Origin of the sequence: Sphingopyxis sp. (genome assembly GCF_034380315.1) — a bacterium.
Taxonomy (GTDB): Bacteria; Pseudomonadota; Alphaproteobacteria; order Sphingomonadales; family Sphingomonadaceae; genus Sphingopyxis.
The window spans coordinates 49529-74585 of record NZ_JAXMPB010000002.1 but is presented as its reverse complement, the minus strand read 5'-3'; the positions used below and the strand labels follow the sequence as shown (position 1 = coordinate 74585).

Annotated in this window: 24 protein-coding genes and 1 tRNA gene; 10 read left to right on the top strand and 15 right to left on the bottom strand. The window is 63.2% G+C overall.

Features of this window, described 5'->3' with window-relative positions:
• Positions 1 to 21 precede the first annotated feature (21 nt).
• The 4 genes from U0S50_RS03390 to U0S50_RS03375 all read right to left on the bottom strand — a co-directional run bounded on the left by U0S50_RS03390 (position 22) and on the right by U0S50_RS03375 (position 4787).
• Positions 22 to 1161, bottom strand: a complete 1140-nt coding sequence (locus tag U0S50_RS03390; RefSeq protein ID WP_322307361.1) for an acyl-CoA dehydrogenase family protein — start codon at positions 1159 to 1161, stop codon at positions 22 to 24.
• A 107-nt stretch (positions 1162 to 1268) separates the two neighbouring features.
• Positions 1269 to 2474: an acyl-CoA dehydrogenase family protein gene (locus tag U0S50_RS03385; protein WP_322307360.1), complete on the bottom strand. Its 1206-nt coding sequence runs from the start codon at positions 2472 to 2474 to the stop codon at positions 1269 to 1271.
• Positions 2475 to 2648: 174 nt separating this feature from the next.
• Entirely contained in the window at positions 2649 to 3530 is an 882-nt protein-coding gene (yghU, locus tag U0S50_RS03380) for a glutathione-dependent disulfide-bond oxidoreductase (RefSeq protein ID WP_322307359.1), read from the bottom strand.
• Between the two features lie 78 nt (positions 3531 to 3608).
• Positions 3609 to 4787 carry a CoA transferase gene (locus U0S50_RS03375; protein ID WP_322307358.1) on the bottom strand — a complete coding sequence of 393 codons (1179 nt, stop codon included), beginning with the start codon at positions 4785 to 4787 and terminating at the stop codon, positions 3609 to 3611.
• A 142-nt stretch (positions 4788 to 4929) separates the two neighbouring features.
• Between U0S50_RS03375 and U0S50_RS03370 the strand changes: the two genes are divergently transcribed.
• Both U0S50_RS03370 and U0S50_RS03365 read left to right on the top strand, forming a co-directional pair.
• Positions 4930 to 8175 (top strand): amidohydrolase family protein, encoded by a 3246-nt coding sequence (locus U0S50_RS03370; RefSeq protein ID WP_322307357.1) that lies wholly within the window; start codon positions 4930 to 4932, stop codon positions 8173 to 8175.
• 93 nt (positions 8176 to 8268) lie between these two features.
• A tRNA-Ser gene (locus U0S50_RS03365) sits at positions 8269 to 8358 on the top strand.
• A 47-nt stretch (positions 8359 to 8405) separates the two neighbouring features.
• Here the strand turns inward: U0S50_RS03365 and U0S50_RS03360 are convergent.
• Positions 8406 to 9017: a Yip1 family protein gene (locus tag U0S50_RS03360; protein ID WP_322307356.1), complete on the bottom strand. Its 612-nt coding sequence runs from the start codon at positions 9015 to 9017 to the stop codon at positions 8406 to 8408.
• 193 nt (positions 9018 to 9210) lie between these two features.
• Between U0S50_RS03360 and hspQ the strand changes: the two genes are divergently transcribed.
• Positions 9211 to 9597: a heat shock protein HspQ gene (gene hspQ, locus U0S50_RS03355; protein WP_322307355.1), complete on the top strand. Its 387-nt coding sequence runs from the start codon at positions 9211 to 9213 to the stop codon at positions 9595 to 9597.
• 23 nt (positions 9598 to 9620) lie between these two features.
• Here the strand turns inward: hspQ and U0S50_RS03350 are convergent, their stop codons facing one another.
• A complete protein-coding gene (locus tag U0S50_RS03350) occupies positions 9621 to 10493 on the bottom strand; it encodes an ABC transporter permease (protein ID WP_322307354.1) in 873 nt (290 codons plus the stop codon).
• A 114-nt stretch (positions 10494 to 10607) separates the two neighbouring features.
• Between U0S50_RS03350 and U0S50_RS03345 the strand changes: the two genes are divergently transcribed.
• Both U0S50_RS03345 and U0S50_RS03340 read left to right on the top strand, forming a co-directional pair.
• The gene (locus U0S50_RS03345) at positions 10608 to 11294 is read left to right on the top strand and encodes a GcrA family cell cycle regulator (RefSeq protein ID WP_322307833.1); all 687 of its coding nucleotides are present in this window, start codon (positions 10608 to 10610) and stop codon (positions 11292 to 11294) included.
• Positions 11295 to 11326: 32 nt separating this feature from the next.
• Positions 11327 to 11689: a PaaI family thioesterase gene (locus tag U0S50_RS03340; protein ID WP_322307353.1), complete on the top strand. Its 363-nt coding sequence runs from the start codon at positions 11327 to 11329 to the stop codon at positions 11687 to 11689.
• 57 nt (positions 11690 to 11746) lie between these two features.
• Here the strand turns inward: U0S50_RS03340 and U0S50_RS03335 are convergent, their stop codons facing one another.
• Positions 11747 to 12580, bottom strand: coding sequence for an outer membrane protein (locus tag U0S50_RS03335; protein WP_322307352.1), 834 nt, complete (start codon positions 12578 to 12580; stop codon positions 11747 to 11749).
• A 170-nt stretch (positions 12581 to 12750) separates the two neighbouring features.
• On the opposite strand from U0S50_RS03335, the gene parE reads away from it, so the two are divergent.
• From parE to U0S50_RS03315, 4 genes are read left to right on the top strand one after another with little or no spacing between them, the layout of a single operon-like run.
• A complete protein-coding gene (parE, locus tag U0S50_RS03330) occupies positions 12751 to 14730 on the top strand; it encodes a DNA topoisomerase IV subunit B (RefSeq protein ID WP_322307351.1) in 1980 nt (659 codons plus the stop codon).
• 56 nt (positions 14731 to 14786) lie between these two features.
• Positions 14787 to 15338, top strand: coding sequence for a sigma-70 family RNA polymerase sigma factor (locus tag U0S50_RS03325; RefSeq protein WP_322307350.1), 552 nt, complete (start codon positions 14787 to 14789; stop codon positions 15336 to 15338).
• Positions 15335 to 15910, top strand: a complete 576-nt coding sequence (locus tag U0S50_RS03320) for a hypothetical protein (protein WP_322307349.1) — start codon at positions 15335 to 15337, stop codon at positions 15908 to 15910. Before U0S50_RS03325 ends, U0S50_RS03320 begins: the two co-directional genes overlap by 4 nt.
• A gap of 2 nt (positions 15911 to 15912) precedes the next feature.
• Positions 15913 to 17232: a serine hydrolase gene (locus U0S50_RS03315; RefSeq protein ID WP_322307348.1), complete on the top strand. Its 1320-nt coding sequence runs from the start codon at positions 15913 to 15915 to the stop codon at positions 17230 to 17232.
• A 3-nt stretch (positions 17233 to 17235) separates the two neighbouring features.
• Here U0S50_RS03315 and U0S50_RS03310 read toward each other — a convergent pair whose 3' ends face one another.
• Genes U0S50_RS03310 through uvrC form a run of 8 tightly spaced genes read right to left on the bottom strand, consistent with a single transcriptional unit; the run spans position 17236 to position 24226 of the window.
• On the bottom strand, positions 17236 to 17547 hold the full coding sequence (locus U0S50_RS03310; RefSeq protein WP_322307347.1) for a TM2 domain-containing protein: 312 nt from the start codon (positions 17545 to 17547) through the stop codon (positions 17236 to 17238).
• A 58-nt stretch (positions 17548 to 17605) separates the two neighbouring features.
• The gene (locus U0S50_RS03305; RefSeq protein ID WP_322307346.1) at positions 17606 to 18397 is read right to left on the bottom strand and encodes a LysR family transcriptional regulator; all 792 of its coding nucleotides are present in this window, start codon (positions 18395 to 18397) and stop codon (positions 17606 to 17608) included.
• Complete coding sequence (apaG, locus tag U0S50_RS03300; RefSeq protein ID WP_322307345.1) at positions 18394 to 18795, bottom strand: Co2+/Mg2+ efflux protein ApaG; 402 nt, start codon at positions 18793 to 18795, stop codon at positions 18394 to 18396. The genes U0S50_RS03305 and apaG overlap by 4 nt, the downstream gene beginning before the upstream one ends.
• Before the next feature lie 17 nt (positions 18796 to 18812).
• Positions 18813 to 20021, bottom strand: coding sequence for a trans-sulfuration enzyme family protein (locus tag U0S50_RS03295; protein WP_322307344.1), 1209 nt, complete (start codon positions 20019 to 20021; stop codon positions 18813 to 18815).
• Between the two features lie 5 nt (positions 20022 to 20026).
• Positions 20027 to 21073 (bottom strand): 3-isopropylmalate dehydrogenase, encoded by a 1047-nt coding sequence (leuB, locus tag U0S50_RS03290; RefSeq protein ID WP_322307343.1) that lies wholly within the window; start codon positions 21071 to 21073, stop codon positions 20027 to 20029.
• A gap of 48 nt (positions 21074 to 21121) precedes the next feature.
• A complete protein-coding gene (gene recO, locus U0S50_RS03285) occupies positions 21122 to 21859 on the bottom strand; it encodes a DNA repair protein RecO (RefSeq protein ID WP_322307342.1) in 738 nt (245 codons plus the stop codon).
• Positions 21847 to 22239 carry a PaaI family thioesterase gene (locus tag U0S50_RS03280; protein WP_322307341.1) on the bottom strand — a complete coding sequence of 131 codons (393 nt, stop codon included), beginning with the start codon at positions 22237 to 22239 and terminating at the stop codon, positions 21847 to 21849. Before U0S50_RS03280 ends, recO begins: the two co-directional genes overlap by 13 nt.
• A gap of 52 nt (positions 22240 to 22291) precedes the next feature.
• Positions 22292 to 24226, bottom strand: a complete 1935-nt coding sequence (uvrC, locus tag U0S50_RS03275) for an excinuclease ABC subunit UvrC (protein ID WP_322307340.1) — start codon at positions 24224 to 24226, stop codon at positions 22292 to 22294.
• A gap of 71 nt (positions 24227 to 24297) precedes the next feature.
• Between uvrC and U0S50_RS03270 the strand changes: the two genes are divergently transcribed.
• Positions 24298 to 25017, top strand: a complete 720-nt coding sequence (locus tag U0S50_RS03270) for an SDR family oxidoreductase (protein WP_322307339.1) — start codon at positions 24298 to 24300, stop codon at positions 25015 to 25017.
• The last annotated feature ends 40 nt before the right edge of the window (positions 25018 to 25057 follow it).

Sequence of the window (25057 nt, the reverse complement as noted above, 5' to 3'; positions counted from 1 at the left end):
TCGGAGCGGGGGTAAGGCTCCTCAGTCTGCGAGCGTCAAGCGCTCGAAACGATCCATGTGATAATCGTGGCTTCCGAACTGCCCTTCGATCATCGTCGCACGCTTGAAGTAATGCCCGATCGCGAGTTCCTGGGTGATACCGATGCCGCCATGCGTCTGGATCGCATTCTGGCCGACGAATTTGGCGCCGCGGCTGACTTTGGCCTTGCAAGCTGAAACCGCTGCCATCCGCTCCGTTGCGGGCAGGTCGAGTTTCAGTGTCCCCATGATCGTCATCGACCGGGCCTGTTCGACCTCCATGAACATGTCGACCATACGATGCTGCAGCACCTGGAACTTGGCAATCGGCACCCCGAACTGCTTGCGCTGCTGGGTATATTCCAGCGTGCCTTCATGCAGTTTCTGCATCACGCCGGTTGCCTCCGCGCATACCGCAACGGTCGCCTCGTCGACGATCTGTTCGACCAGTGCCAGGCTCGCGCCTTCGTCACCGAGCAGCGCATCTGCGGGGACCGCCACATTCTCGAAATAGATTTCCGCTGCGCGGCTGCCGTCGACCGTCGGATAATCGCGGCGAACGATGCCGGGCAGCTTCGCGTCGATCAGGAACAGCGACACGCCGTCGCCGTCGCGCTGTCCGCCGCCCGTCCGTGCCGTGACGAGCAGGTGGGTGGCCCAGGGCGCGGCATATACCACTGCCTTGTGGCCGTTGAGAATATAGCCCGCGCCGTCCTTTTTCGCCGTGGTCTTGAGGTTCGCCAGATCATAGCGCCCCTGAGGCTCGGCATAGGCAAAAGCGATGATCGCGTTGCCGGCGATGATCTCGGGGATCATGGCGTCGGCCTGGGCGCCGCCCACGGCTTTCAATGCGCCGCCTGCAATCACGACCGTGGGCAGATAGGGTTCGATGCCCAGCACCTTGCCCATTTCTTCCATCACGATGGCGTTTTCCAGTGCGCCGCCGCCCAGCCCGCCATGATCCTCGGCAAAAGCCGCGCCCAGCATACCCAATTCCTGTGCCAGCGCGGTCCAGATCGCCGGGTCGCGCCCCTCGTCGGTCGCGATGAACTTCTGGCGCGTCTCGAAGTCATAGGTGTCCGCCAGAAAACGCGACAGCGTGTCGCGGATCATGTCCTGTGTTTCGGTGTAGGTGAAATCCATCTTCTTATCCCCGTCGCCCCCGCATAACGGGGGGCCGCTGTCGTTTTACACTGCAATGCCGGTTTCGGCCGATCTGACCCGCCGCCGCTGCGGGGGCCAGCCGACTGTCACAGGCCCAGGACCATCTTTGCGATGATGTTGCGCTGAATCTCGTTCGATCCGCCGTAAATTGTCGTCTTGCGCATGTTGAAATAGGTCGGCGCGGCGCGATGGGCATATTCCGGCCCGATCGGGTGCTCGTTGTCGCCCCCCAAATCGTTGGCGCCGAAACCCCTGAAATATGGGGCGCCATAATGGCCCACCGCTTCCAGGGTCAGTTCGGTCAACCGCTGCTGAATCTCGGATCCCTTGATCTTCAGGAGGCTCGATTCAGGTCCGGGACCCTTGCCGGCGTTGGCTCCCGCCAGGCTGCGCAATTCGGTGAACTCCAGCGCGGTCAGATCGACTTCCAGTTCGGCGACCTTGCGCTTGAAAAAGGGGTTGGACAGCAACGGCTTGTCGCCGTCAATCTCGGTCCGGGCGATTTCCTTCACACGCTCCACGCCGCGCTTCGACGCCGCGACCCCGGCAATCCCGGTCCGTTCGTGGGCGAGCAGGAATTTGGCGCAGGTCCAGCCCTTGTTTTCCTCGTAAACGCGCTGATCCACCGGTACGCGAACATCCTCCAGCCAAACTTCGTTGACTTCATGCTCGCCGCCCAGGGTAATGATCGGGCGCACGGTGATACCAGGCGATTTCATGTCGATCAGCAGGAAGGAAATGCCTTCCTGTTGCTTTGCATCCTTGTCGGTACGAACCAGGAAAAAGCCCCAGTCGGCGTGCTGCGCCAAAGTCGTCCAGGTTTTCTGGCCATTCACGACATAATGGTCGCCGTCTCGGACCGCCGTCGTGCGAAGCGAGGCAAGATCCGATCCCGAACCGGGTTCGGAATAGCCCTGGCACCACCAATCCTCTCCGGACAGGATGCGGGGCAGAAAATGCGCCTTCTGTTCGGGCGTGCCGAAAGTATAGATAACCGGACCGACCATCGACAGGCCAAAAGGCATCAGGCGGATACAATCGGCGCGCGCGGTCTCTTCGGAAAAGATGAAGCGCTGGGTCGGCGTCCATCCGGTGCCGCCATATTCGACCGGCCAGGCCGGAGCCACCCAGCCCTTCTTGTGCAGAATTTTGTGCCAGGCGAGGAAATCCTCCTTGGACAGTTCCTCGCCCTCATCCTGCTTGCCGCGCAGTTCTGCGGGGTAATTTTCGGCGATGAAGTCGCGCACTTCCCTCTGGAAAGCGAGATCTTCGGGGCTGAACTCCATGTCCATGACGATTCTCCCTTGGGCTTTGCCCTACCATAGCGACCACTCACGTTTACGTAAACGGTAAGTTGCTGGTCGCAACGGGCTTGAGGGAAGACTGCGCCGAACACCGGCTCATGTCCAGCACCATACGCCGAACTCCGACGCGACAGAGCCCGGCGCATGGTGCCGCCTTATGGATCAGGATGCGCCCTGCGGTTCCAGCTTGTCCTGGGTGCGAAGGTCGAAATCGGACGCATCGTGGCGTTCGTGAAGCTGGCTCGCCGGATCGCCCATCACGCGATTGACCATGCGCCCACGCTTCACCGCGGGGCGCGCAGCGATTTGGTCGGTCCAGCGCTGGACATGCTTATATTCCTGAACCTGCAGGAACTCGCCCGCATCATAAACGAGCCCCTTCACCAAGGCGCCATACCAGGGCCAGATCGCCATGTCGGCGATGCTGTACGCGGTGCCCGCGACATATTCGTTCGCGGCCAATCTCCGGTCCAGCACGTCAAGCTGGCGCTTGACCTCCATTGCATAGCGATTGATCGGATACTCCTGCTTGAACGGGGCATAGGCATAAAAATGCCCGAAACCGCCGCCCAGAAAAGGTGCGCTGCCCATCTGCCACATCAGCCATGACAGGGTTTCGGCCCGCGCTGCCGGATCCGTGGGCAGAAAGGCGCCGAATTTTTCGGCAAGATAGATCAAAATCGCGCCGGACTCGAACACCCGCACCGGCTCGGCGCCGCTGCGGTCGACCAGCGCCGGAATCTTGCTGTTCGGGTTGACGTCGACAAAGCCGCTCGAAAATTGATCGCCTTCGTTGATCCGGATCAGCCATGCGTCATATTCGGCGTCGCTGTGGCCCGCGGCCAACAATTCTTCCAGCATCACCGTCACTTTCACCCCGTTGGGGGTGCCGAGCGAATAGAGTTGGAACGGATGCTTTCCGACCGGCAATTCCTTGTCATGCGTCGGACCGGCGATCGGCCGATTGATATTGGCAAAGCGCCCGCCGCTTTCCTTGTCCCACGTCCAGACCTTCGGCGGGACATATTCCTTCGCTTCGCTCATCGCTTGGCTCCTGGCTTGTTGTTCGGTTGTAGTTCGCAACTTAGGAACGCACCGTTACGCCGTCCACCGCAAGCGCGGTCAAATTATCCTTTGTGCCCGTAAAGCGGAAATGGCTTCGGCGTCATAGCCCAGCTCTTTCAGTATCGCGTCGCTGTGCTCGCCCACGCTTGGCGCGCGATGCATCGCGGCCTTGGCGTTGGCGGACAGTTCCACCGGTGCCCGGATGATCGGGGCTAACGCAGCCGTGCCCGGATAGCTTGTCGGTTCGACCAGCCCCATCGCGGCGACCTGCGGCTGCGCCAGCGCTTCGTCCGCACGCAATATGGGGGCGGCGGGCACGCGCGCGGCGGACAGCTCGGCGATGGCGTCCGCACTCGTCCGCTCGCTGCTCCATTGCTGCATGATCCGGCTCAGTTCCGCGCCATTGTCGCCGCGCAATATGTCGCTGGCAAAACGCGCATCGTCGATCAGATCGGGACGCTCGACCAGTTCGGCCCAGCGCGCGAATATGCCGTTGCCGACGATCTGGGTGACGATCCACCCATCGCTTGTCCGAAAAAGATCGGTGGGCCCGGAACTGAAACCGCGATTTCCCATCGGCGGGCGCTCGACACCGTTCAGCGCGTGATCGATCGTCAGCGCATTGGTCATGGCAAGCGCGGTCCCCAGCAGCGAACCCGACACGCATTGTCCCTTCCCCGTCGTCTCGCGCTCGCGCAGTGCCAGCATGACGCCAAAGGCAAGGTGGAGCGCGGTGCCGAAATCGACGTAATTGACCTGCGCGCGATAGGGTTGATCGGGTGTGCCCGTCAGGTGGACCGCGCCAGACATCGCCTGACCGACCGCATCGAACCCGACATTCCTGGCCAACGGCCCCTCGCTGCCGAACGCCGAGGCGGTCGCCAGAATGATGCGCGGGTTGATCGCCGACAGGCTGTCGTAATCGAGCCCGAGCTTGACCAGCGCCTCGTGTGGAAGATTGGCCACGACCACATCGGTGTCGCGGACCAGGCGGCGTACGATCTCGCGCCCCTCCGGGCTTCCGGGCTTCAGCGTCAGGCAGCGCTTTGCCCTGTTCATCTGAAGGAACATGGCGCCGGAACCGTCGTCGGCGACCGGCACCGTATAGCGATCGTCATTGCCGCCGGGGGCCTCGATGCGAATGACATCGGCGCCATAGTCGGCGAGCAGCGCCGCGCAATAGGGACCGGCAATATAGCGGCCGAAATCGATAACACGCAGGCCCTTCAGCGGCACATTCCCCTCCCCATTTTCTTTCTTGTCGACGCCGGGCTAGCAGTCGCCGGTCGAGGCGGCCAGCCTCTTCGTCGAAGCCCTGCCCTTGCGCTCGGCGATCATGGCCATATGGTCGCGGGATATTTCAACCGGGGATAATATCATGTCGCGCTTCGCCCTTACCCTCGCCGTCGGCCTCGCCTGTTCGACCTCGACCTTCGCTCAAACGGCACCGGCCTCGGCCGACGACGGTGCCAAGAAGGAAGAGAAATGGGACGTCAACGCCCCCCCGGGGCTGACGACCCGAAAGGTCCCGATCGCGGTCGACGAGGGCAGCTGGATGAACATCGACGTCGCCCCCGATGGACAGACGATCGCTTTCGACCTGCTCGGCGACATTTACACCATGCCGATCGCGGGCGGCACGCCGACCCGCATCGCCGAGGGGCTCGCCTATGAGCATCAACCGCGCTTCTCACCCGACGGCCAACGCATCGCCTTTGTTTCCGACCGCGGCGGCGGCGACAATATCTGGCTGATGAACCGCGACGGCAGTGACAAAAGGCAATTGTCGAAAGAGGAATTCCGCCTGCTCAACCAGCCGAGCTGGAGCCCCGACGGCAATTTCATCGCCGCCAAGAAACATTTCACGACGGGCCGCTCGCTCGGCACCGGCGAAGTCTGGCTCTATCATGTTTCGGGCGGACAGGGCGTGCCGCTGGTCAAGCGGCCGACCGAGCGCCACCAAAAGGAGCTGGGCGAGCCGATCTTCGCCCCCGACGGTAAAAGCGTCTATTACACCCGCAACATCACGCCGGGCGCGATCTTCGAATATGCGCAGGACAGCAACACCGACCTGTTCCATATCGAGCGCTATGACCTGCAAAGTGGTGAAATCAGCACCGCGGCATCGGGCAATGGCGGCGCGGTGCGCCCCACCCCCTCGCCTGACGGCAAACAGATCGCCTTTGTGCGGCGCGAGGGCACCCAGTCGAAACTCTATGTCAAGGACATCGCCTCGGGTACCGAGCGCAAGCTTTACGATACGCTCGACCAAGACATGCAGGAAACCTGGGCCGTCACCGGCGTCTATCCCAATATGGCGTGGACCCCCGACAGCCGCGACATCCTGTTTTGGGCGGGCGGCAAGCTGCGTCGGGTCGGCGCGGCGTCGGGCGGCGAGGCACGGGTCATCCCCTTCCAGATTGCCGACGACCGGGTGATCGTCGATGCCATCCACCCCGCCGTCGCGGTCGCGCCCGACAGCTTTGCGACGCAAATGCCGCGCTGGGCGGAAGTGTCGCCCGACGGTAAGCAGGTGGTGTTTGAAACGCTCGGCAAGCTGTGGATCAAAACCGCCGGCGGCGGCGCCGCGCGGCGGCTGACTGCGGCAAAGGATGATGCCTTCGAACTCTGGCCAAGCTGGTCGCGCGACGGGCGCCAGATCGTCTTTGTCCGCTGGACCGACGCTGGACTCGGCGAAATTCACGTCACCGGTGCGGGTGGCGGCGCCTCGCGAAAGGTAACGAGCACTCCCGGCCATTATGCCGAACCGCGCTTCTCGCCCGATGGACAGGCGATTGCCTTTGAACGCCGTGCGGGCGGCGGGCTGACGTCGGATCGCTGGGGCGAAAATCCCGGCATCTATCGCATCGCCGCGAACGGCGGGACGGCGCAGCGCATCGCCGCAGACGGCGCAAAGCCGCAATTCGGCGTGGGCAATGACCGCATCTTCCTGATCACCGCCGACGGCGGCAAAAGCCAGCTGGTCAGCACCGACCTGAATGGCCAGGACAAGCGCGTCCATGCCAGCGGCGAACTGGTCAGCGACTATGAAATCGCTCCCGACGGCCGCACCCTCGCGTTCCGGCAGAATTATGACGTCTATGTCACCCCGCTGATGCCGGGCGGACAGGATGTCGCGCTGGGAACCAAAAGCGGTGCGCTGCCCGTTACCCGGGTCAGCGGCAGCGGCGCGGACTATGCCCATTGGTCGAACGGTGGCCGCCGCCTGCACTGGACCCGCGGCGCGACGTTGTTCAGCGCCGATCTTCCCAATCTCTTCGCCGCCGCGCCGGGCGATGACAGGACGCCCAAATTCACACCCCCGACGGAAGGCGTGTCGCTCGCGATGACGCGCGCTGCCGACAAGCACAAAGGCCGCGTCCTCATCACCGGGGCAAAGATCGTCACCATGGCGGACAAGGACGGCGGCATCATCGAAAATGGTGCAATCCTGATCGAGAATGACCGGATCGCCGCGATCGGTCCGGCGGCCGCGCTCACCGTGCCGGCGGGAACGCTGACCGTCGATGCGGCGGGCAAGACGATCATCCCCGGCTTCGTCGATGCGCATGCCCACGGCCCGCACGGCGCCGACGAGTTGATCCCGCAGCAGAACTGGTCGGAAATCGCCAATCTCGCGCTCGGCACCACGACCAGCCACAATCCTTCGTCGCGCGCATCGGAAATCTTCGTATCGTCCGAAATGCAGCGCGCCGGGCTGATCCTCGCGCCGCGCATCTTTTCGACCGGCGAAATCATCTATGGGGCAAAGGCGGCGGGCGTCTATGCCGAAATCAACGGCTATGACGATGCGCTGGCGCATGTCCGCCGGCTGAAGGCGCAGGGCGCGCACAGCGTCAAAAACTATAACCAGCCGCGCCGCGAACAGCGCCAGATGGTGGTCCGGGCGGCGCAGGCCGAGGGGATGACCGTGGTACCCGAAGGCGGGTCGCTCTATACGATGGACGTATCGCTGATCCAGGACGGCAATTCGACCGTCGAGCATAATATCCCGCTGCATATCTTCTACAAGGATCTGGTCCAGCTCTGGGGTCAAACCAAGGTTGATTACACCCCCACGCTGGTCGTCACCTATGGCGGCCCGGCAGGCGATCCCTATTGGCGCGCCCACAGCGATGTCTGGACGCATCCGATCCTCAGCCGCCATGCTCCACCTGCCGAACTGGCCGCGGCGAACAAGCGTCGGGTGATCGCGCCCGAGGGCGACTATGTAGACGACGATGCGGCGCGCCAGGCGGGCAAGATCGCCGCCGCCGGACGCAATGTGTCGATCGGCGCCCACGGCCAGCAGGCGGGCCTCGGCGCGCATTGGGAAATCTGGTCCTTCGTGCGCGGCGGCTGGAGCAATATCGACGCGCTGCGTGCCGCGACGATCATGCCGGCGACCGCGCTCGGCTATGCGCAGGATGTCGGATCGCTCGAAACCGGAAAGCTCGCCGACCTGCTCATCCTCGATGCAGATCCGACCGCCAATATCCGTAACACCGAACGGATTCACCGCGTGATGCTGGGCGGGCGGCTCTATGATCCGGCGACGATGAACGAGACGGAGACCGGCGATCGCCAGCGTACCCGCTATTGGTGGGAGGCGCCCCGCCCCTGATCGCCGCAGGCCCCTCTGCGACGGATCGCATTTTTTGTGACGAGAGGGTTGCAAGACGCGCGCGCCGTCGCTAGGGGGCACTCCTCTCAGCGAGGAGAGTTGGCTGAGTGGTCGAAAGCGTCGCACTCGAAATGCGAAGTGCCGGCAACGGTACCGAGGGTTCGAATCCCTCACTCTCCTCCATTTTTCCCCTTATCTGACGACCACTCCGCGACGATGTTCGCGGCGGCTCAGCTTGCGAGCGCGCCGACGATTGCACCGACCAGGATGATCACGACCGCGGCGACCAGAACGACGACGGCGGTATAACCGAGCGCCTTCTCCGGAGGAGCCTTCATCAGCATCGGCAGCCCGAGATAGAGCAGATAAAGGCTGTACAAGCCCAGCAGACCCAGAACGGCCAAGGCCGGAACCAGCCCGAAAATGCCCGCAAGCCAGCCCGCCGTCGCCGAATAAGCCGCAACCTTCAGCGCCTGTATCGGATTCTTCTGTCCGCCAAACGTCGGCGCCAGCGCATCGATGACGAGCGCGACGATATAAACCGAAGCAAGCGCGAAGCCGTAGGACAGGATCATCGTCGCCAGCGCGCTGCCCATCGGGGGACGATAGGTCACGCCGAGAAGCGAAAAACCAAAGGCCTGTCCGCCGATGAACTGCGCCACGGGGCCGATCGCCGCCAGCACCAGCACATATGGGACATAGATCGATTGAACCGTTGCCGCCTCGCCATCGATCGCGGCCCAGCTTTCCTGGGGCTTCAGCACCATATTCTTGGCTCTGTCGATCACCCCCTGGACCTGAGCTGCGGTGGGATCGGGCTTATTCGACGGCGTATCGGTCATGCGCAATTTCTCCTGTTGACGGGACGCCGCCGGCCACCCCCCAAACAGGGCCAGGCATTCAGGCGTCGCCAGAGAGATTTAAGGTCGAGTCGCGACGCAAACTATAATCCGGATCACAGCCCGCGCCTATGCGGCCCCGCGCTCTCGGACGGAATCGCCTTGAACGCCGGGCGGAAGGTCATAAATGGGGTGTATGACCGTTCAGAATCTTCCCTATCATCGCGATCTGACACCTGGTGCCGTTGCCGCCCCACTGATCGAAAGGGCGCGCTTCGCCCCGGGCGACATCGTTCGTCACCGTATGTTCGATTTTCGCGGCGTGGTGTTCGATATCGACCCGGTCTTCGCGAACAGCGAGGAATGGTATCAAGCAATCCCGGAAGATATCCGCCCGGCGAAGGAACAGCCCTATTATCACCTGTTCGCCGAAAATGAGGACTCCTCGTACATCGCCTATGTCAGCCAGCAAAATCTGGTGGCCGACGGCGACGGCGGCCCGATCGATCATCCGCAAGTGGATGCGTTGTTCGACGGACTGGAACAGGGACGGTATCGCGTGCGCGCCATCGACCGTCATTAATCACGGGCGGACGGTGAGGAAGCTCAGGCCTTGAGCTTCCAGCCCGAAACCAGCAGGCGATAGGTTACGACACCCAGCAGGATGTTCGCGGCGACCAGCGCACCGATCGCGGTCGCCACCGGATGCGCGATGGTCGAATCGACCGTTCCGATGAAACCATAGCGGAACCCCATTATCGCATAATAGACCGGGTTCGCGTGGGCGACGCTCTGGAACCAGGGCGCAAGCCGATCGACCGAATAAAATGTCCCGGACAACAGCGCGAGCGGCGTCACCACGAAATTGGTCACGGCGGCGGCATGATCGAATTTCTCGGCCCAGACCGATGTGATCAAACCCAGAAAGCCCAGCATCATGGCGCCCAGGACGCCAAAGACAGCGACCGCCCACAGATGATCGGGTGCCACATCGACCCCGGGCCAAAGCAGCATCGCCAGCCACAGGGCCATTCCGACCAGGATCGCCCGCGTCACCGCCGCGCCGACCAGCGCGATGATCAGTTCGCCGACGGCCAGCGGCGGCATCAGATAATCGACGATGGTTCCCTGTATCTTGCCCACGAGCAGTGAAAAGCTCGAATTGGCGAAACTGTTCTGAAGCATCGCCATCATGATCAGTCCGGGCGCGATGAAATCGGCGAAGGGAACGCCGATCACCGTGCGCCCGCCGCCGCCCAACGCGACGGTGAAGATAACCAGGAAAAGCAGGGTCGTGACCGCCGGTGCCCAAATAGTTTGCAACTGGACCTTGAAAAAGCGCCGCACCTCCTTGACATAAAGGGCCTGCATGCCCGGAATGTTCAGCGTGCGGATGTGCGGCACGCCCGGCTCCGCAAAGTTCTGCGTTGCGGCGAAATCCCCGGAGTCGCGGGCTGAAATTTGGGGCTGGTCGTTCATGGCGTTCTCGCCTATCGCGTCCCCGACTTCACCGCAAGCTGGGCCGTTCCGGCGCCCGACCGGAAAGGTTGGGGACCGCACGGGCTCGCGGCGTGGAAAGATGAGGAATTTACTATGTCATGGACCGACGAGCGCATCGAACAGTTGCGCAACATGTGGGAAAAGGGCCTGACCGCCAGCCAGATCGCCGACGAACTCGGCGGCGTCAGCCGTAATGCCGTGATCGGCAAGGCGCATCGCCTCGGCCTGAAATCACGCCCGTCGCCGGTGAAGGCGGCGGACAAGGTCAAGCCGGCAAAGGCCGCGGCTCCGGCTGCTCCCAAGGCCGCTCCGCCGCCTCCTCGCGCCGCCGCCCCGGCCCCGCCCCGCGCGTCCGCGGCTCCGGTCCGCCCCGAACCCAAGCCCGCGGCACCTGCCCCGGCTGCCGATCCCTCGACCGCGGAGGCCGCACCGAAACCCGACGCACCGCGCATCGTCTCGATCGGCCCGGGCGGTTTTATCCGTCAGGGACCCGGCGATCAGCAAGCGCCGATCCCGCCTGCGCCGCCGCGCCGCCTGGTGCCCGCGAAGCCAAGCCCGGAAATCGCCGACAAGACGAGCTTGCTCGATCTCAACGACCGCATCTGCCGCTGGCCGATGGGCCATCCGGGCGAGCCCGACTTTCACTTCTGCGGCGAAGCCGTGAACCCCGGCTTTCCCTATTGCGTCGAACATTGCGGCCGCGCCTATCAGGCACAGCTGCCGCGCGGCACCCGTCGCCCGCCGCCGCCGCCGCCCTTCGGCGGCCCCCGCGTTCGGTGAGGCCGTTCGGGCAAGAGTTCGAATTCGCACGCATGCTCGGCTTTCAGATGGTCGAGCGCGGCGATGGACGTTGCCGGATGGCGATCGACATCGACCCCATACGCCACTTCAACCCCCAGGGGGTGGCGCATGGGGGCGTTGCCTATTCGCTCGCTGACACGGCCATGGGCGGCGCATTGTCCAGCCGGCTCGGCGACGGGCTGTGGTGCGCCACGCTCGAAATCAAGTTCAACTATCACGTCGGCGTCCGCGAAGGCATGCTGACCTGCGACGCGACCGTCGTTCATCAGGGCAAACGGATCGCGAATATCGACGCCCGGCTGTTTCAGAACGACCGGCTCGTCGCGAGCGCCAACGGCAATTTCGCGATTTTCTCAGCGCCGCTGAGCGGATAGGAAAAAGGCGCCAATCCAACTGGTTCGGCGCCTTTCTTCAAAATCAAAATCCGCTGATCAGAAACGATAGCTCAGCGTCCCGCGTACGCTGTGGGTGCGGAAATGCTGGTCGCTGCGGCGAATATCGGTCCCGCCGCCATTCAGCAGAAAGGGATTGGTCGCGGGCGCCGTTCCGGCTCCGACGTTGACGGTGTAATCCTTGTCCTTCACATCGGTGTACAGATATTCGAGGCCGACCGCGAGATTCTTCGTGACCATCAGTTCGGCGCCGCCGCCTGCCGCATAGCCCCAGGCGTTGGTCTTGCCATTGTCGGCGAAGCTGTTTGCGGTGTTGGAAGTGACGAATTTATTGTCGAGCCGCGCATAGGCCGGACCGCCGGTGACATAAAAGAGCGCGCCGCCACCTGGCGTATAGCCCGCGCGCAGCCGGGCGCTGGCCTGATAATCCGCTTCGCGGCTCATCGTATAGCTTGCGGGCGTGCCCGAAAAGCCGCTGACGCTATCGCGGGCGGTGCTGTGTCCACCTTCGATCAACGCGCCGAGGACGAAATTGCCCATACGCTTGTCATAGCCCACGCGGCCGAAAAATTCCGGACCGTCCTTGTCGTTACGGCAGCCAACATTGGCGGTTCCGGTCGCGGCGCCGTTGCAAAAACCGGGCGAAAAGGCGTTCGTGCCGCCGACGGTGTTGACGGTGTCACCATAGGTGCCGTCGCGGTCGGTATCGAATACCAGCGTTTCGCCGCGATCGCTGCCCTGCAACGTGGCGCCGCCGCCGATCGAAATATAGGGACCGTTGAAGTCTTTCGACGTGTCGCGATTGTCCTGCGCTGCCGCCGGAAGGGCGATAAGGGTTGCCGCCGAAATGGCGAGGAGAGAGGCGAGTTTCATATTGTTACTCCACTTTTTTATGACCTTGCAGTCGCCTCCCAAACCCGTCGCTTGGTTTCAAAGTTCCCCCATGGGCGGAAAACGCGACGAACCGAGCGCGCGCTCCGCCCGCTCGCAACGGCTGAAAACCGCCCTTGCCAGCCGCCTTTCCAGCCCCCTATAGCCATGTCATGAGTCACGATTTGTTCGACAGCAGCGCCCCGGCCACCGAAGCCTATAACGCCTCGCAGATCGAGGTGCTCGAAGGGCTCGAGCCGGTGCGGCGGCGGCCGGGCATGTACATCGGCGGAACCGACGAGCGCGCGCTTCACCATCTGGCCGCCGAGGTCATCGACAACAGCATGGACGAAGCGGTCGCTGGTCATGCAACGCGGATCGAAATCACCCTCGATGTCGGCAACCGGCTGACCATCGTCGACAACGGGCGCGGCATGCCGGTCGATCCGCATCCCAAATTTCCGGGCAAGTCGGCGCTGGAGGTCATCATGACGATGCTCCATTCCGGCGGCAAGTTCGAGGGCAAGGCCTATGCGACATCGGGCGGCCTGCACGGCGTGGGCGTCAGCGTGGTCAATGCGCTTTCGACCGAAACGATCATAGAGGTCGCGCGCAACAAGCTGCTTTACCGCCAGCGCTTTTCGCGTGGCGCGCCGCTCGGCGGGCTGGAAGAATTGGGCCCGACGCCGAACCGCCGCGGCACCAGTGTCTCTTTCATCCCCGACCCCGAAATCTTCGGCGACCACGGCCGTTTCAAGCCGCAGCGGCTCTATCGCATGGCGCGCTCAAAGGCCTATTTGTTCGCCGGGGTCGAAATCCGTTGGAAATGCGCCGCCGAACTGATCGGCGACGACACCCCCGCCGAGGCGATCTTCCAGTTCCCGGGCGGCCTGGCCGACCATCTCAAGGACCAGGTCGGCACCCGCGAATGCGCCACCGCCGAACCCTTTGTCGGGCGGCAGGATTTTGCCGGCGAACAGGGACGCGCCGAATGGGCGATCGCCTGGCCGCTGTGGTCCGATGGTTCGTACAGCTGGTATTGCAACACCATCCCGACCCCGGCGGGCGGCACCCATGAAGCCGGGCTGCGCGCCGCGCTGACCAAGGGGCTGCGCGCCTTTGGCGAATTGATCGGCCAGAAAAAGGCCGCGCAAATCACGGCCGACGATGTGTTCAACGGCGGCGAGATGATGTTATCGGTGTTCATCCGCGATCCGCAGTTCCAGAGCCAGACCAAGGACCGGCTGACCAGCGCAGAGGCCGCGCGGCTCACCGAAAATGCGGTGCGCGACCATTTCGATCACTTCCTGTCCGACAATATGGACCGCGGCCGCGCGCTGCTGGGGCTTGTCCTTGAGCGGATGGATGAGCGGCTGAAGCGCAAGGCCGAACGCGAGGTAAAGCGCAAGACCGCGACCAGCTCGCGCAAGCTGCGCCTGCCCGGAAAGCTCACAGATTGTGCCAATGACGGCCCCGAAGGCACGGAATTATTTATCGTTGAAGGCGACAGCGCCGGCGGCAGCGCCAAGCAAGCACGCAACCGCAAGACCCAGGCGATCCTGCCGATCCGCGGCAAGATATTGAACGTCGCCAGCGCCAGCGCCGACAAGATCCGCGCCAATCAGGAGATTGCCGATCTGGCGCTCGCGCTGGGGTGCGGGATGCGCAAGGATTGCGATGCCGACCGGCTGCGCTACGAACGCATCGTCATCATGACCGACGCCGATGTTGACGGCGCGCACATCGCGACCTTGCTGATGACTTTCTTCTTTCAGGAAATGCCCGATATCGTCCGGCGGGGACATGTCTATCTGGCGCAGCCGCCACTGTATCGCCTGACGGCTGGGGCCATGTCGGCCTATGCGCGTGATGATGCCCATCGCGCCGAACTCGAAGCCACGCAGTTCAAAGGCAAGAAGGTCGAGGTGGGCCGTTTCAAGGGGCTTGGGGAGATGAACCCCAACCAGCTGAAAGAGACGACCATGGACCCGGCGACGCGATCGATGCTGCGCGTCACCCTGCCCCAGGAGTATGAGGAACGGCACCAGGTCAAGGATCTGGTCGACCGGCTGATGGGCAAGCACCCCGAGCATCGTTTCCAGTTCATCCAGGCGAATGCCGCCACTCTCGACGAAGCCGCCATCGACGCCTGACCGGATATTTTTCATCTTCCCTGTCAGAAGATGTTCGGCCCGGTGACTAACAGGTCATGGGCAGGAATGATCCGGAGAAGGGGATGAGGCGATCCGATCGCGACCGCTTGTTTGCGGACGCCATGGCACAATGCGGTCGGGCGCTCGCCCGCATGGCACGCGCCTATGAGGCCGATGCCGATCTTCGCCGCGACCTGGAACAGGATATCCAGATCGCCCTTTGGCAAAGCCTTCCTGGCTTCGAGGGGCAATGCGCCTTGCCCACCTGGGTCTGGAGGGTCGCGCACAATCGCGCCATTTCGCACATCCTTCGTCACCTGCGGCACCGTCGCGAACGCTGGGTGAATATCGAGGAACTGGAACTCGAAAGCAGCCTCCCCGATCCGTCCGAAGCTGCCGAAAACGGCCAGGCCATGATGCTGATCCGTTCCATAATCGACCGTCTCGGGCCACCCGACAGGCAGATATTGCTCTTATATCTGGAGGGTGTCAGCGCCGCCGAAACCGCCGATATCGTGGGCATTTCCGCCGACTTGGTTGCCCAAAAAGTCCACCGCTTCAAGAACATGCTTTCACACCAGTTTTCCGGCAGCGGAGAAAGCCGATGACCGATATTGACGACGGCAGCCTGCAACGCATCTGGCAGGCCGATACGGCCGCGTTCACGCCGATGGATGCGGATCAACTCCAGTGGCAAGCCGACCGCTTCGGCGACGCGATCATCCGGCGGAACCGGCGCGAATATGTCGCCGCCGGGCTATGCGTCATCTTCTTCGGCGCGACGCTGTGGATACTGCCCGGATGGCTGCTCAAGGCGGGAAGCCTTTTGATCATCCTGGCGTCGCTGTTCGTCGCATGGCAACTGTCGCGGCGCACCTCCCGTCCCGACCCTGTTGCGGCCGCCACCGACGTTCGCACCTATTTTCGGGATCGACTGGAAACCGAAGCCCAAATGCTCGAAGCTATAGGGCGCTGGTATCTCGCCCCCCTGCTTCCGGGGCTCGGCCTGTTTCTGGCTGGACAGGCCATCGTCATGGGCAGTCAGGGGCGGATCTGGTTCATCATGACTGCAGGAACTCTGGTCCTGCTCTTCACCATCATATGGCTTGTCAATCGGCGGGCCGCCGCGCAGCTGCGCCAGCAGATGTCATGGACGGACCCGACGGGATATGGAGAATGAAAATGAAGCGTATATGGGCCCTTGTCCTCGCCTCGACGGCCGCCCTGTTCCCGCAGGCGCTGCTCGCCCAGCCCGCGACTGAAACCGCGCCCGATCCGGCCAGCCCCTTTGCGGTCCGGGCGGCGCAGGTCGTGGACCTGCTTGGCGGACGTTATCCTTACACCGAATTTTTCTCGTCCGCTTTCCAACAGGCCATTCCGTTAGAGCAGTTTCAGGCGATCACCGCCGATCTGACGGCACAATATGGCGCGCCACTGGCGATCGAAAGTGCAAGCTCGGCCGACGGCCACGCCGGAACCCTTCGGCTTCGCTTCGAAAAGGCGGTGGGCACGCTCGAAATGGTGGTAAGCGGGGGACCGCAACAGCGTGTCGAAGGGCTGCGTGTTACCGACGTAAAAATGCTGTCCGACAGCTTCGCACAGGTCAGCGCCGATCTGGCTGCCCTGCCGGGGCGCACGGCCTTTCTCGTCGCGGTGCTCGATGGCGAAGCAATCCACCCCATCGCCGGGACGAACACCGAGCTGCAACTCGCGATCGGCTCGACCTTCAAACTCTATATCCTTGATGAACTGGCCGCGCAGATTGCGGCGGGCCGACGGAAATGGAGCGATGTTGTCCCCCTTTCGCACCTCAGTTTTTCGTCGGCGGCAACCGCGAACTGGCCCGTCGGAACCCCGGTGACGCTGCAAACGCTGGCCAATTGGATGATTTCGGTAAGCGACAATGGCGCCACCGACACGCTGATCCATCTGCTTGGGCGCGACGCCATCGAGGCGCGGATGCGCTCGTCGGGGCATAGCGACCCGTCGCGCAACATCCCCTTTTTGACCACGGTCGAAGCCTTTGCGTTGAAAGGGAATAATTTTGCGGACCTGCGTACCGATTTTCTGAAAGCCGACGACCGCGAACAACGCCGCCTGATCGATGTTAACGCTGACAGGCTGGTCCTCGCAAATGTGGACGGCGTCAGCTTCGATGGAAAACCACGCTTTATCGACAGGCTCGAATGGTTCGCCAGCGCTACCGACATCGCGCGGCTGATGCGCGACCTGCGCCGCCGCAACGCGCCCGCGGCGCTGGCGGCGATGGCGATCAACTCCGGGGTTGCGCCCGGCACGACCAGGAACTGGTCATGGGTCGGCTACAAGGGGGGCTCCGAAATCGGCGTTCTGTCGATGAGCTTGCTTGCGCAGCGCAAATCGGACGGCAAATGGTTCGTCGTCACGGCCAGTTGGAACAATGATCAGGCCGACGTCAGCGCCGAAACCCTCGTCGCGATGATCACGCGCCTGCTCGCGCTGACCGAAAGCTGGAAGCCATAAAGCTCATCGGCGAAAATTCTGCCGCGGGCCCCTCCTCATGATCTGATCCGCAACCGCCATATTGGCCTGCCGAAGCATGTCGGGAATCAGAAAGGCATCGACGATCCACCAAATGGACAGCACAATCCATCCAAGAAACAGGGGCAGCCATCCGAACAGGGCCAGCAACAGCTGGGCGATCCCGGTCCCCACCCGCCCGGCATAGAAACGGTGCGCGCCAAGCCCGCCTAGAAAGAACCAGAGCAAATAGGCCGCGCCTTGCGACTTTTTGTGCGCGTCATAGTAAAGCTGCGCGCGGACATCGTCTGTTACCATTGCCGCCCCCTTCTTCGGGAAAGGCTGAACCAACAAAAGAATGTCCGCAATATGAAAATCAGGCCATCAATGCGGCAACCAGCGCCTTGACCTTCGCCTGGCGCCATTGCGGCAGGGGAGCGACCAGCCAATAGCCCTGCTTTGCGGCAAATGGTTCGCCGACCTGTCGGACCCGCCCCGCCGCAAGGTCCGATTCGGCGAGCATCAGGGGAACACAGGCCCTGCCCAGCCCATTGGCGGCCGCCTCGATAGCGAGCCCGGCGTCGCCAAGGCGCAGCGCGGGTTCGTCCTTTTCGACCGGACAGCCGGGCCAGGCGATGCGCGTGTCCGCCGTTGCGGCCGGTCCGGTCACACTGACCATCAGCGCTTCCGCCAGCGGAACACCTTCATGTTCGCCGGCCCCTTCGGTCCAGAAGATCGCAAGGTCCAGATTGGCTTCGGTGAAATCGATCGCGCTATCCGCCGAAACCAGTGTGAAACGCACATCGGGCGCCTGCTGGCTATAGCGGGCGAGGCGTGGGGCCAGCCATTTGGCGGTAATGTCGCGCGGCGCCGCAATCGTCAGCGATTGCGACGATTGGCCTGCCTGCATCGCACGCACCGATTCCTCGAACTGCAAAAAGCCTTGGCGCAGGGCGTCGAGCCCGGCATCCGCCTCACCCGTCAATTCCAGTCCCTTGGGCGTGCGGCGGAACAGCACGACGCCCAACATATCCTCCAGCGCGCGAATCTGTTGCCCGACGGCGGCCGGTGTCACCGCCAGTTCGTCGGCGGCGCGCGTGAAGCTCAAATGCCGGGCCGCCGCGTCGAAAACGCGCAGCGCGTTGAGAGGCAGATGGGTCCGCTTCATGAGGCGGTCGCTGGTGCCACTAGGGGAAATTCGGGGATGGCGGCCAGCATCTGCGATCCGTCACCCATTTCCATCATGTAACTGCCCACCATGGCTCCTTCGGGTGTGGGAAGCGGGCAGCCCGAAACATAGTCGAATGCGCCGCCGGGTGCGATCAGCGGCTGTTCGCCGACGACGCCCTCGCCCTCAACTTCGCTCACCTGCCCGCGCGCGTCGGTGATCTGCCAATGCCGGCTGATCAACTGCGTCGCGACGGCGCCGTGATTTTCGATCCGGATGTGATAGGCCCAGAACCAGCGGCCCAGCGCCGGATGCGACTGTTCGGGAAGATAGCTGACCGACACCCGCACCGTGATCGGCCCGGTGGTCGCCGAGAAAGGGAAAAAGGAGTCGATCATCGAGCGGCCAGACTCGCTCAAAGCCCGACTTTGGTCAATGCCTGGTCAAGATCGGCGATCACGTCGCGGGGATCCTCCAGTCCGATATTGATCCGCAACATGCCCTCGACGACCCCCATGTCGGCACGGGCCTCGGCGCTCACCCCATAATGGGTGGTAGATGCCGGGTGACAGCACAGGCTGCGCGAATCGCCGATGTTGTTGGATATATCGACAAGTTCCAGTGCATTCAGGAAGGCCATGGCCTGTTCGCGTCCGCCGTCGAGCACGAACGAGAATATCGGCCCGCATGCCTCCATCTGGCTTTTCGCCAGATTGTGCTGGGGATGGCTGGCAAGGCCGGGGTGCAGGATGCGCGGAACCCGCCCCTCCAGGAACTGCCCTACCGCCAGCGCATTTTCGGATTGGCGCCGGGCGCGCAGATCCAGCGTCTCCAGTCCCTTCAGCACCACCCAGGCGTTGAACGGCGACAAATTGGGACCCGTATTGCGCTGAAACGGCAACAAAACGTCGTTAATGAACTTTTCGGTCCCGCAAACGGCTCCGGCCAGGACCCGCCCCTGCCCCTCCATCAGCTTGGTCGCCGAATAGGCTACGACGTCGGCGCCAAAGTCCATCGGGCGCTGTAACACACTGGTTGCAAAGGCATTATCGACGACGGTCGTGATGCCGTGTGCCTTCGCAAGCGCGCAGACATGGCGCATATCGACGATATCCATCGTCGGATTGGCGGGAGTCTCAAAGAAAAAAACCTTGGTATTCCCCCGGATCGCTACTTCCCACGCCGCATTGTCGCGCCCATCGATAACGGTGGTTTCGATGCCGAAACGCGGACACAGATGATCGACCAGCCAGCGGCATGATCCGAACGCCGCCTTCGCCGCGACGATATGATCGCCCGCCGACAATTGGCACAGCAGCGCCGTCGTCATCGCCGCCATACCGGTTGCCTGAACGCGGCACGCCTCGGCGCCTTCCATCAGCGCGATGCGTTCTTCCAGCATCGCGACGGTCGGGTTCTGCAGGCGCGAATAAGTCATGCCAGCTTCTTCGCCAGCAAAACGAGCAGCCACTTCCTCTGCGCTCTCATAGGTATAACCGGAAGTGAGAAACAGAGCCTCGGACGTTTCGCCATGCTCGCTACGCCATGTGCCGCCGCGTACAGCCTGCGTCGCTGGGAGCCACTTTCGCGTCCTGTTGCGGTCGAAACCCGTCGTCTTCTTCATCTGCCTTATCCGTTCAAAGCTGCCACAACCGCGTCGCCGAGCGCTGCCGTGCCCATATTTCCACCCAGATCGGCGCCCCGCGCACCCCCGGCGAGTATTTTCGCAACCGCCGTTTCGATCCGTACCGCGCTGACTTCATCGCCACCGGAATGGCGGAGCAGCATCGCTAGAGACAGGATCATTGCCAGCGGATTGGCGATGCCTTTGCCCGCAATGTCAGGCGCGCTGCCGTGGATCGGCTCGTAAAGCCCCCGAGCCCCCTCACTGAGCGACGCGGATGCGAGCAATCCGATGGAACCAACACACATCGACGCCTGGTCGGACAATATGTCGCCGAACAGATTGCCCGTGACGATCACGTCAAACTGCCCCGGGTTGCGCACCAGTTGCATCGCGGCATTGTCGACATACATATGGCTAAGAGCGACATCCGGGTACTCCGCAGCCACTTCGATAATTACATCGCGCCAAAGCTGCGACGTTTCGAGGACGTTCGCCTTGTCCACCGAGCAAAGTCGTCCTCGACGCCCCTGAGCCGCCCGAAACGCGACATGCGCGATGCGGCGTACTTCACCTTCGTTGTATGACATGACGTCATAACCTTCGCGTTCACCGGTCGCGCTGGCGCGCATGCCTTTTTCGCCGAAATAGACGTCGCCGTTGAGTTCACGAACGATCAACAGGTCGATTGCCCTCGCGACTTCCGGACGCAACGCCGAGCTATCCTCCAGCCCGGGAAAAAGCTTTGCGGGGCGCAGGTTAGCAAACAGGCCGAGCTCTGCGCGCAGTCCTAGGATCGCCTGTTCGGGTCGCAAGTGCCGTTCAACATTGTCAAAACGTGGATCGCCTACGGCACCGAACAGAAGGGCGTCCGCCGCCTTTGCTTTGAGCAGCGTTTCAGCGGGAAGCGGATGTCCAGTCGCTTCATAAGCCGCGCCACCTACCAGCGCCCGGTCCAGCGTGACCGGGAGAGCCAGTGCCCCGAGCACCTTTTCGGCCTCGGCCATGATTTCGGGACCAATGCCATCGCCGGCAAGCAACAGGATGTTCAAGCGTCTGCCCTTTCGTTTCTCGCCTGCCGCTTAGGCAGCGACAGCGAGTCACGCAACCGCCCTGTTGAGTCGCCCCGCCAATCTTTCCCTTACGGCCAGCAAGTCACGGTTGCGCCCGTCCAGGACATCGCGGCCCAGAAAATGGCCGGTGATTACCAAGGCGTCGAGGACATCCTCCATCGCCGGTTCGCCTTCGGCACCGCGCAGAAAGGGCGGCAGGCGTAGCAAGCGTGCCTCATAGCCAGCGGCGGCGGCGGCGCTGACCGCCCCTCCCGACCGGGGACTGACAAAGGCCAGATCGGCACGCGTCCCGGTTGCGACACATGCGTCGAGGTCGAGCCCAAAGCCGAGCTCGGCGAGCAACAGCAGCTCATAGCGCGCCAGCGCTGCCGCCCAATGCCGCGCCGCGGGCGCCACCGCGATCGCGTCGAGCACCGCCGCCAGCGCATCATAAAGCGCGGGATAAGGCTGGCCTTCGGGCAACGCCGCGGCGGTCAGGCTTGTGATCCAGTCAATCGCGGCAGCGGGCAGCGGTTCGGCGAGCAGCGGTGCCCGGCTCACCAGCAATTCGGCGCTCGCAGCCGCAAGCTGTTCCGCGGTCCGCGCCCGCAACTCGATCGCGACCAGATTGCCCGGCATCAGCACCGGGCGCTGCCGCCGCGACCGCCCGCCGCGTACATAGCCCGCAACCAGCCCCGCCTCGCGGGTCAGCACGCGCAGAATCGCGCCATGCTCGCCATGCGGCCGCACCGCGCAAACGATGGCTTCGGCGCTCAGGCTGGCCACAGCACCATCTGCGTCTGGGTAACAAGCGCCACCGCATCGCCCGCTTCGGTGCGGATATGCGTCTGCCAGACCGCCAGGCGCCTGCCGGTCTTCACCGGCGTCGCTTCGCCCACCAGCACCGACCCGACGGGTCCGGCGCTCAGAAAATTGGTCTTGCTCTCGATCGTTGTCGTGCCGCTGGCGCCCTCGGGAAGCGTCAGAAAGGCCCCCACCGCACCCAGGCAGTCGGCAAAGGCCATGATTGCGCCGCCGTGGACGATATTCCCTGCGGTGCAGATGGTGGGCCGCACGGGCAGCTTGCCCGCGACGCGCTCCTTGCCGGCCTCGTCGATCGTGACGCCCAGCGTTTTCGCCAGCGGCATGGCGGCGGCAAAGTCCATAACAGCTCCTCTCTTGTTAAGGCGCCTCGCCCGAAAAGGGCGGGCCAAATCATCACCCCCCCGGATTATAGAAATCATAGACCGCCTGTGCGACCCCGGCGCTGACCCCGGGCGCCTTTTGCAAATCCTCCAGGCTCGCGCCGCGCACCGCGCGGGCGGTGCCGAAATGCATCAGCAGCGCCTTTTTGCGCGCCGGGCCAATGCCCGGAACCTCGTCGAGCGGCGAGCTGCCCATCGCCTTCGCGCGCTTCTGCCGGTGGGCACCGATCGCAAAGCGGTGCGCCTCGTCGCGCAGCCGCTGGATATAGAAAAGCACCGCATTGTTCGGCGGCAGGGTGAATTCGCGCCCGTCGGGCAAATAGAAGGTCTCGCGCCCGGCGTTGCGGTCGGGGCCCTTCGCCACCCCAACATAGGGCAGATCGTCGATCCCCAGCTCGGCGAGCACCGCGCCGGCCGCCGACACCTGCCCCTTGCCGCCGTCGATCAGCACCAGATCGGGCCATTCGCCCTTGCTGCGCTCGGGGTCCTCCTCCAGCGCCCGCGCAAAGCGGCGCTGGAACACCTCGCGCATCATCGCGAAATCGTCTCCCGGCTGCGTTTCGGCGCGCTTGATGTTGAACTTGCGATAGGCGCCCTTGATCCAGCCCTCGGGCCCCGCGACGACCATCGCGCCCAGCGCATTGGTGCCCTGGATATGGCTGTTGTCATAAATCTCGATGCGCTGCGGCGGTTCATCAAGATCGAACAGCTCGGCCAGCTCGCGCCCCAGTTTGGCCTGGCTGCTGCTTTCGGCGAGCCGCCGGTCGAGTTCCTCCCCCGCGTTGCGCACCGCCTGCTCGATCAGCCGGCGGCGGTTGCCGCGCTGCGGCACGCTGATCTCAACCTTGCGCCCTCCGCTCTCGCCAAGCGCTTCGGCGAGCAGCGCGCTTTCTTCGGGCGCGCGATCGACCAGGATCAGCTTGGGCGGCGGCACGCCTTCGTAAAATTGCATGAGAAAACTGGCCATCACCTCCGCCTCGGGAACCCCCGCGACATGGGCGGGAAAAAAGCTGCGGTGCCCCCAATTCTGGCCGCCGCGGATGAAAAAGCCCGCGATGCACAGCTGCCCGCCCTTCGCCGCCAGCGCAAAAACGTCGGCATCGCCCAGCCCGTCGGCATGGACCGACTGGCTGCCCTGGATGAAGGTCAGCGCCTTCAACCGGTCGCGGATCACCGCCGCCAGCTCATAATCCATCGCTTCGGCGGCCCTGGTCATCGCGCCGCCGAGCCGCTTTTGCACCGCGGTCGAACGCCCTTCGAGGAAATCCTGCGCGTCGCCGACCAGCTCGGCATAATCCGCCTTGCCGATCCGCCCGACGCACGGCGCCGAACAGCGGCGGATCTGGTAAAGCAGGCATGGCCGCGACCGGTTGGCAAAGAAACTGTCGGTGCAGCTGCGCAGCAGAAAGGTTTTCTGCAGCGCGTTGAGCGTGCGGTTCACCGACCCCGCGCTTGCAAAGGGACCATAATAGCGCCCCTTGGCGCGCCGCGCGCCGCGATGCTTCTGGACCCGCGGATAATCATGGTCGCCGCGCAGCAGGATGAAGGGAAAGCTTTTGTCGTCGCGCAGCAGGACGTTGTACGGCGGGCGATAGCGTTTGATCAGCTGGGCCTCGAGCAGCAGCGCCTCGGCCTCGCTGTTCGTGGTGACGATCTCCATCGCGCGCGTCTGCGCGACCATGCGCTGCAACCGCTGCGGCAACCGCGCGACCTGGGTGTAATTGGTGACGCGGTTCTTCAGCGCGCGCGCCTTGCCGACATACAGCACGTCGCCGCGTGCATCGAGCATGCGATAAACGCCCGGACGACCGGGAAGTTTTCGTACAACGCCTCTAATTGTTTCTGCGCCACGCTCCAAATCCGGCATGTCAGCCCCATCACCCTCGCCTCGGATGACATAAGTGGCCTTCTCTTCATTGAAGCGATCGGGAGCATTGGGACGAACCATGATTTCCCATGTAGTCGAAGCGCATCCCGCCCGCCATAGTGTCCCGAGCAAGCATAATGAGGGGAATATCAATGAACCTGCAAGGGAAGTGCGCACTCGTCACAGGAGGCAGCGACGGCATCGGTCGGGAGATCGCACTGCAACTGCAGGCTTCGGGCGCCCAGGTAATCGTTACCGGTCGGTCGCAGGAAAAGCTGCGCAAGATGGCTGGGCTCGGGTTCGCAACGCTGGCCGGCGACCTTTCAACCGCAGCCGGCATTGATACCATCGTCGATGGCATCGCCGGAAAGCCGCTAGCACTGCTCGTGAACAACGCCGGGGTCAGCAGCGACTACGATCCTGAAAATCCCGAGACGCTCGACTCCGCCACCCATTGCATCCGCACCAATCTCGATGCACCCATCGCTTTGTGTACCCGACTTTTACCATTGCTGCGAGCGCAGCCACAGGCAGTGATCGTCAACGTCACATCAGGTCTTGCGATCGCGCCCCGTAGCGGAGGATCCATTTACTGCGCAACCAAGTCAGCGCTGCGCGCCTATACCCAAGCGATACGTCACCTGCTCCGCGACAGCAATGTGCGCGTCATCGAGGCGCTACCGCCGATCGTTGACACAAACATGACGACAGCGCGACAGGGCCGGAAAATGAGCCCGCACGATTGCGCGGCGGAGATCGTTCATGGCATCCGGACCGGACGCCATGAGATAAACGTCGGCATGGTCAAGCTACTGCAATTCGTCCACAGTATCTCCCCCGCGCTGGCCCGGCGTGTCATGATCAAATTTTAGGGGCCAAGGCGCCTGTCTCTTAAACCAAAACGACGCCTTT

Bases quoted from the DNA above. Each gene is read 5' to 3' on its own strand.
- U0S50_RS03390 (WP_322307361.1), bottom strand. From the start codon at position 1,161: ATGGATTTCACCTACACCGAAACACAGGACATGATCCGCGACACGCTG.
- U0S50_RS03385 (WP_322307360.1), bottom strand. From the start codon at position 2,474: ATGGACATGGAGTTCAGCCCCGAAGATCTCGCTTTCCAGAGGGAAGTG.
- yghU (WP_322307359.1), bottom strand. From the start codon at position 3,530: ATGAGCGAAGCGAAGGAATATGTCCCGCCGAAGGTCTGGACGTGGGAC.
- U0S50_RS03370 (WP_322307357.1), top strand. From the start codon at position 4,930: ATGTCGCGCTTCGCCCTTACCCTCGCCGTCGGCCTCGCCTGTTCGACC.
- U0S50_RS03360 (WP_322307356.1), bottom strand. From the start codon at position 9,017: ATGACCGATACGCCGTCGAATAAGCCCGATCCCACCGCAGCTCAGGTC.
- hspQ (WP_322307355.1), top strand. From the start codon at position 9,211: ATGACCGTTCAGAATCTTCCCTATCATCGCGATCTGACACCTGGTGCC.
- U0S50_RS03350 (WP_322307354.1), bottom strand. From the start codon at position 10,493: ATGAACGACCAGCCCCAAATTTCAGCCCGCGACTCCGGGGATTTCGCC.
- U0S50_RS03345 (WP_322307833.1), top strand. From the start codon at position 10,608: ATGTCATGGACCGACGAGCGCATCGAACAGTTGCGCAACATGTGGGAA.
- U0S50_RS03340 (WP_322307353.1), top strand. From the start codon at position 11,327: ATGCTCGGCTTTCAGATGGTCGAGCGCGGCGATGGACGTTGCCGGATG.
- U0S50_RS03335 (WP_322307352.1), bottom strand. From the start codon at position 12,580: ATGAAACTCGCCTCTCTCCTCGCCATTTCGGCGGCAACCCTTATCGCC.
- parE (WP_322307351.1), top strand. From the start codon at position 12,751: ATGAGTCACGATTTGTTCGACAGCAGCGCCCCGGCCACCGAAGCCTAT.
- U0S50_RS03325 (WP_322307350.1), top strand. From the start codon at position 14,787: ATGGGCAGGAATGATCCGGAGAAGGGGATGAGGCGATCCGATCGCGAC.
- U0S50_RS03320 (WP_322307349.1), top strand. From the start codon at position 15,335: ATGACCGATATTGACGACGGCAGCCTGCAACGCATCTGGCAGGCCGAT.
- U0S50_RS03315 (WP_322307348.1), top strand. From the start codon at position 15,913: ATGAAGCGTATATGGGCCCTTGTCCTCGCCTCGACGGCCGCCCTGTTC.
- U0S50_RS03310 (WP_322307347.1), bottom strand. From the start codon at position 17,547: ATGGTAACAGACGATGTCCGCGCGCAGCTTTACTATGACGCGCACAAA.
- U0S50_RS03305 (WP_322307346.1), bottom strand. From the start codon at position 18,397: ATGAAGCGGACCCATCTGCCTCTCAACGCGCTGCGCGTTTTCGACGCG.
- apaG (WP_322307345.1), bottom strand. From the start codon at position 18,795: ATGATCGACTCCTTTTTCCCTTTCTCGGCGACCACCGGGCCGATCACG.
- U0S50_RS03295 (WP_322307344.1), bottom strand. From the start codon at position 20,021: ATGAAGAAGACGACGGGTTTCGACCGCAACAGGACGCGAAAGTGGCTC.
- U0S50_RS03280 (WP_322307341.1), bottom strand. From the start codon at position 22,239: ATGGACTTTGCCGCCGCCATGCCGCTGGCGAAAACGCTGGGCGTCACG.
- uvrC (WP_322307340.1), bottom strand. From the start codon at position 24,226: ATGGTTCGTCCCAATGCTCCCGATCGCTTCAATGAAGAGAAGGCCACT.
- U0S50_RS03270 (WP_322307339.1), top strand. From the start codon at position 24,298: ATGAACCTGCAAGGGAAGTGCGCACTCGTCACAGGAGGCAGCGACGGC.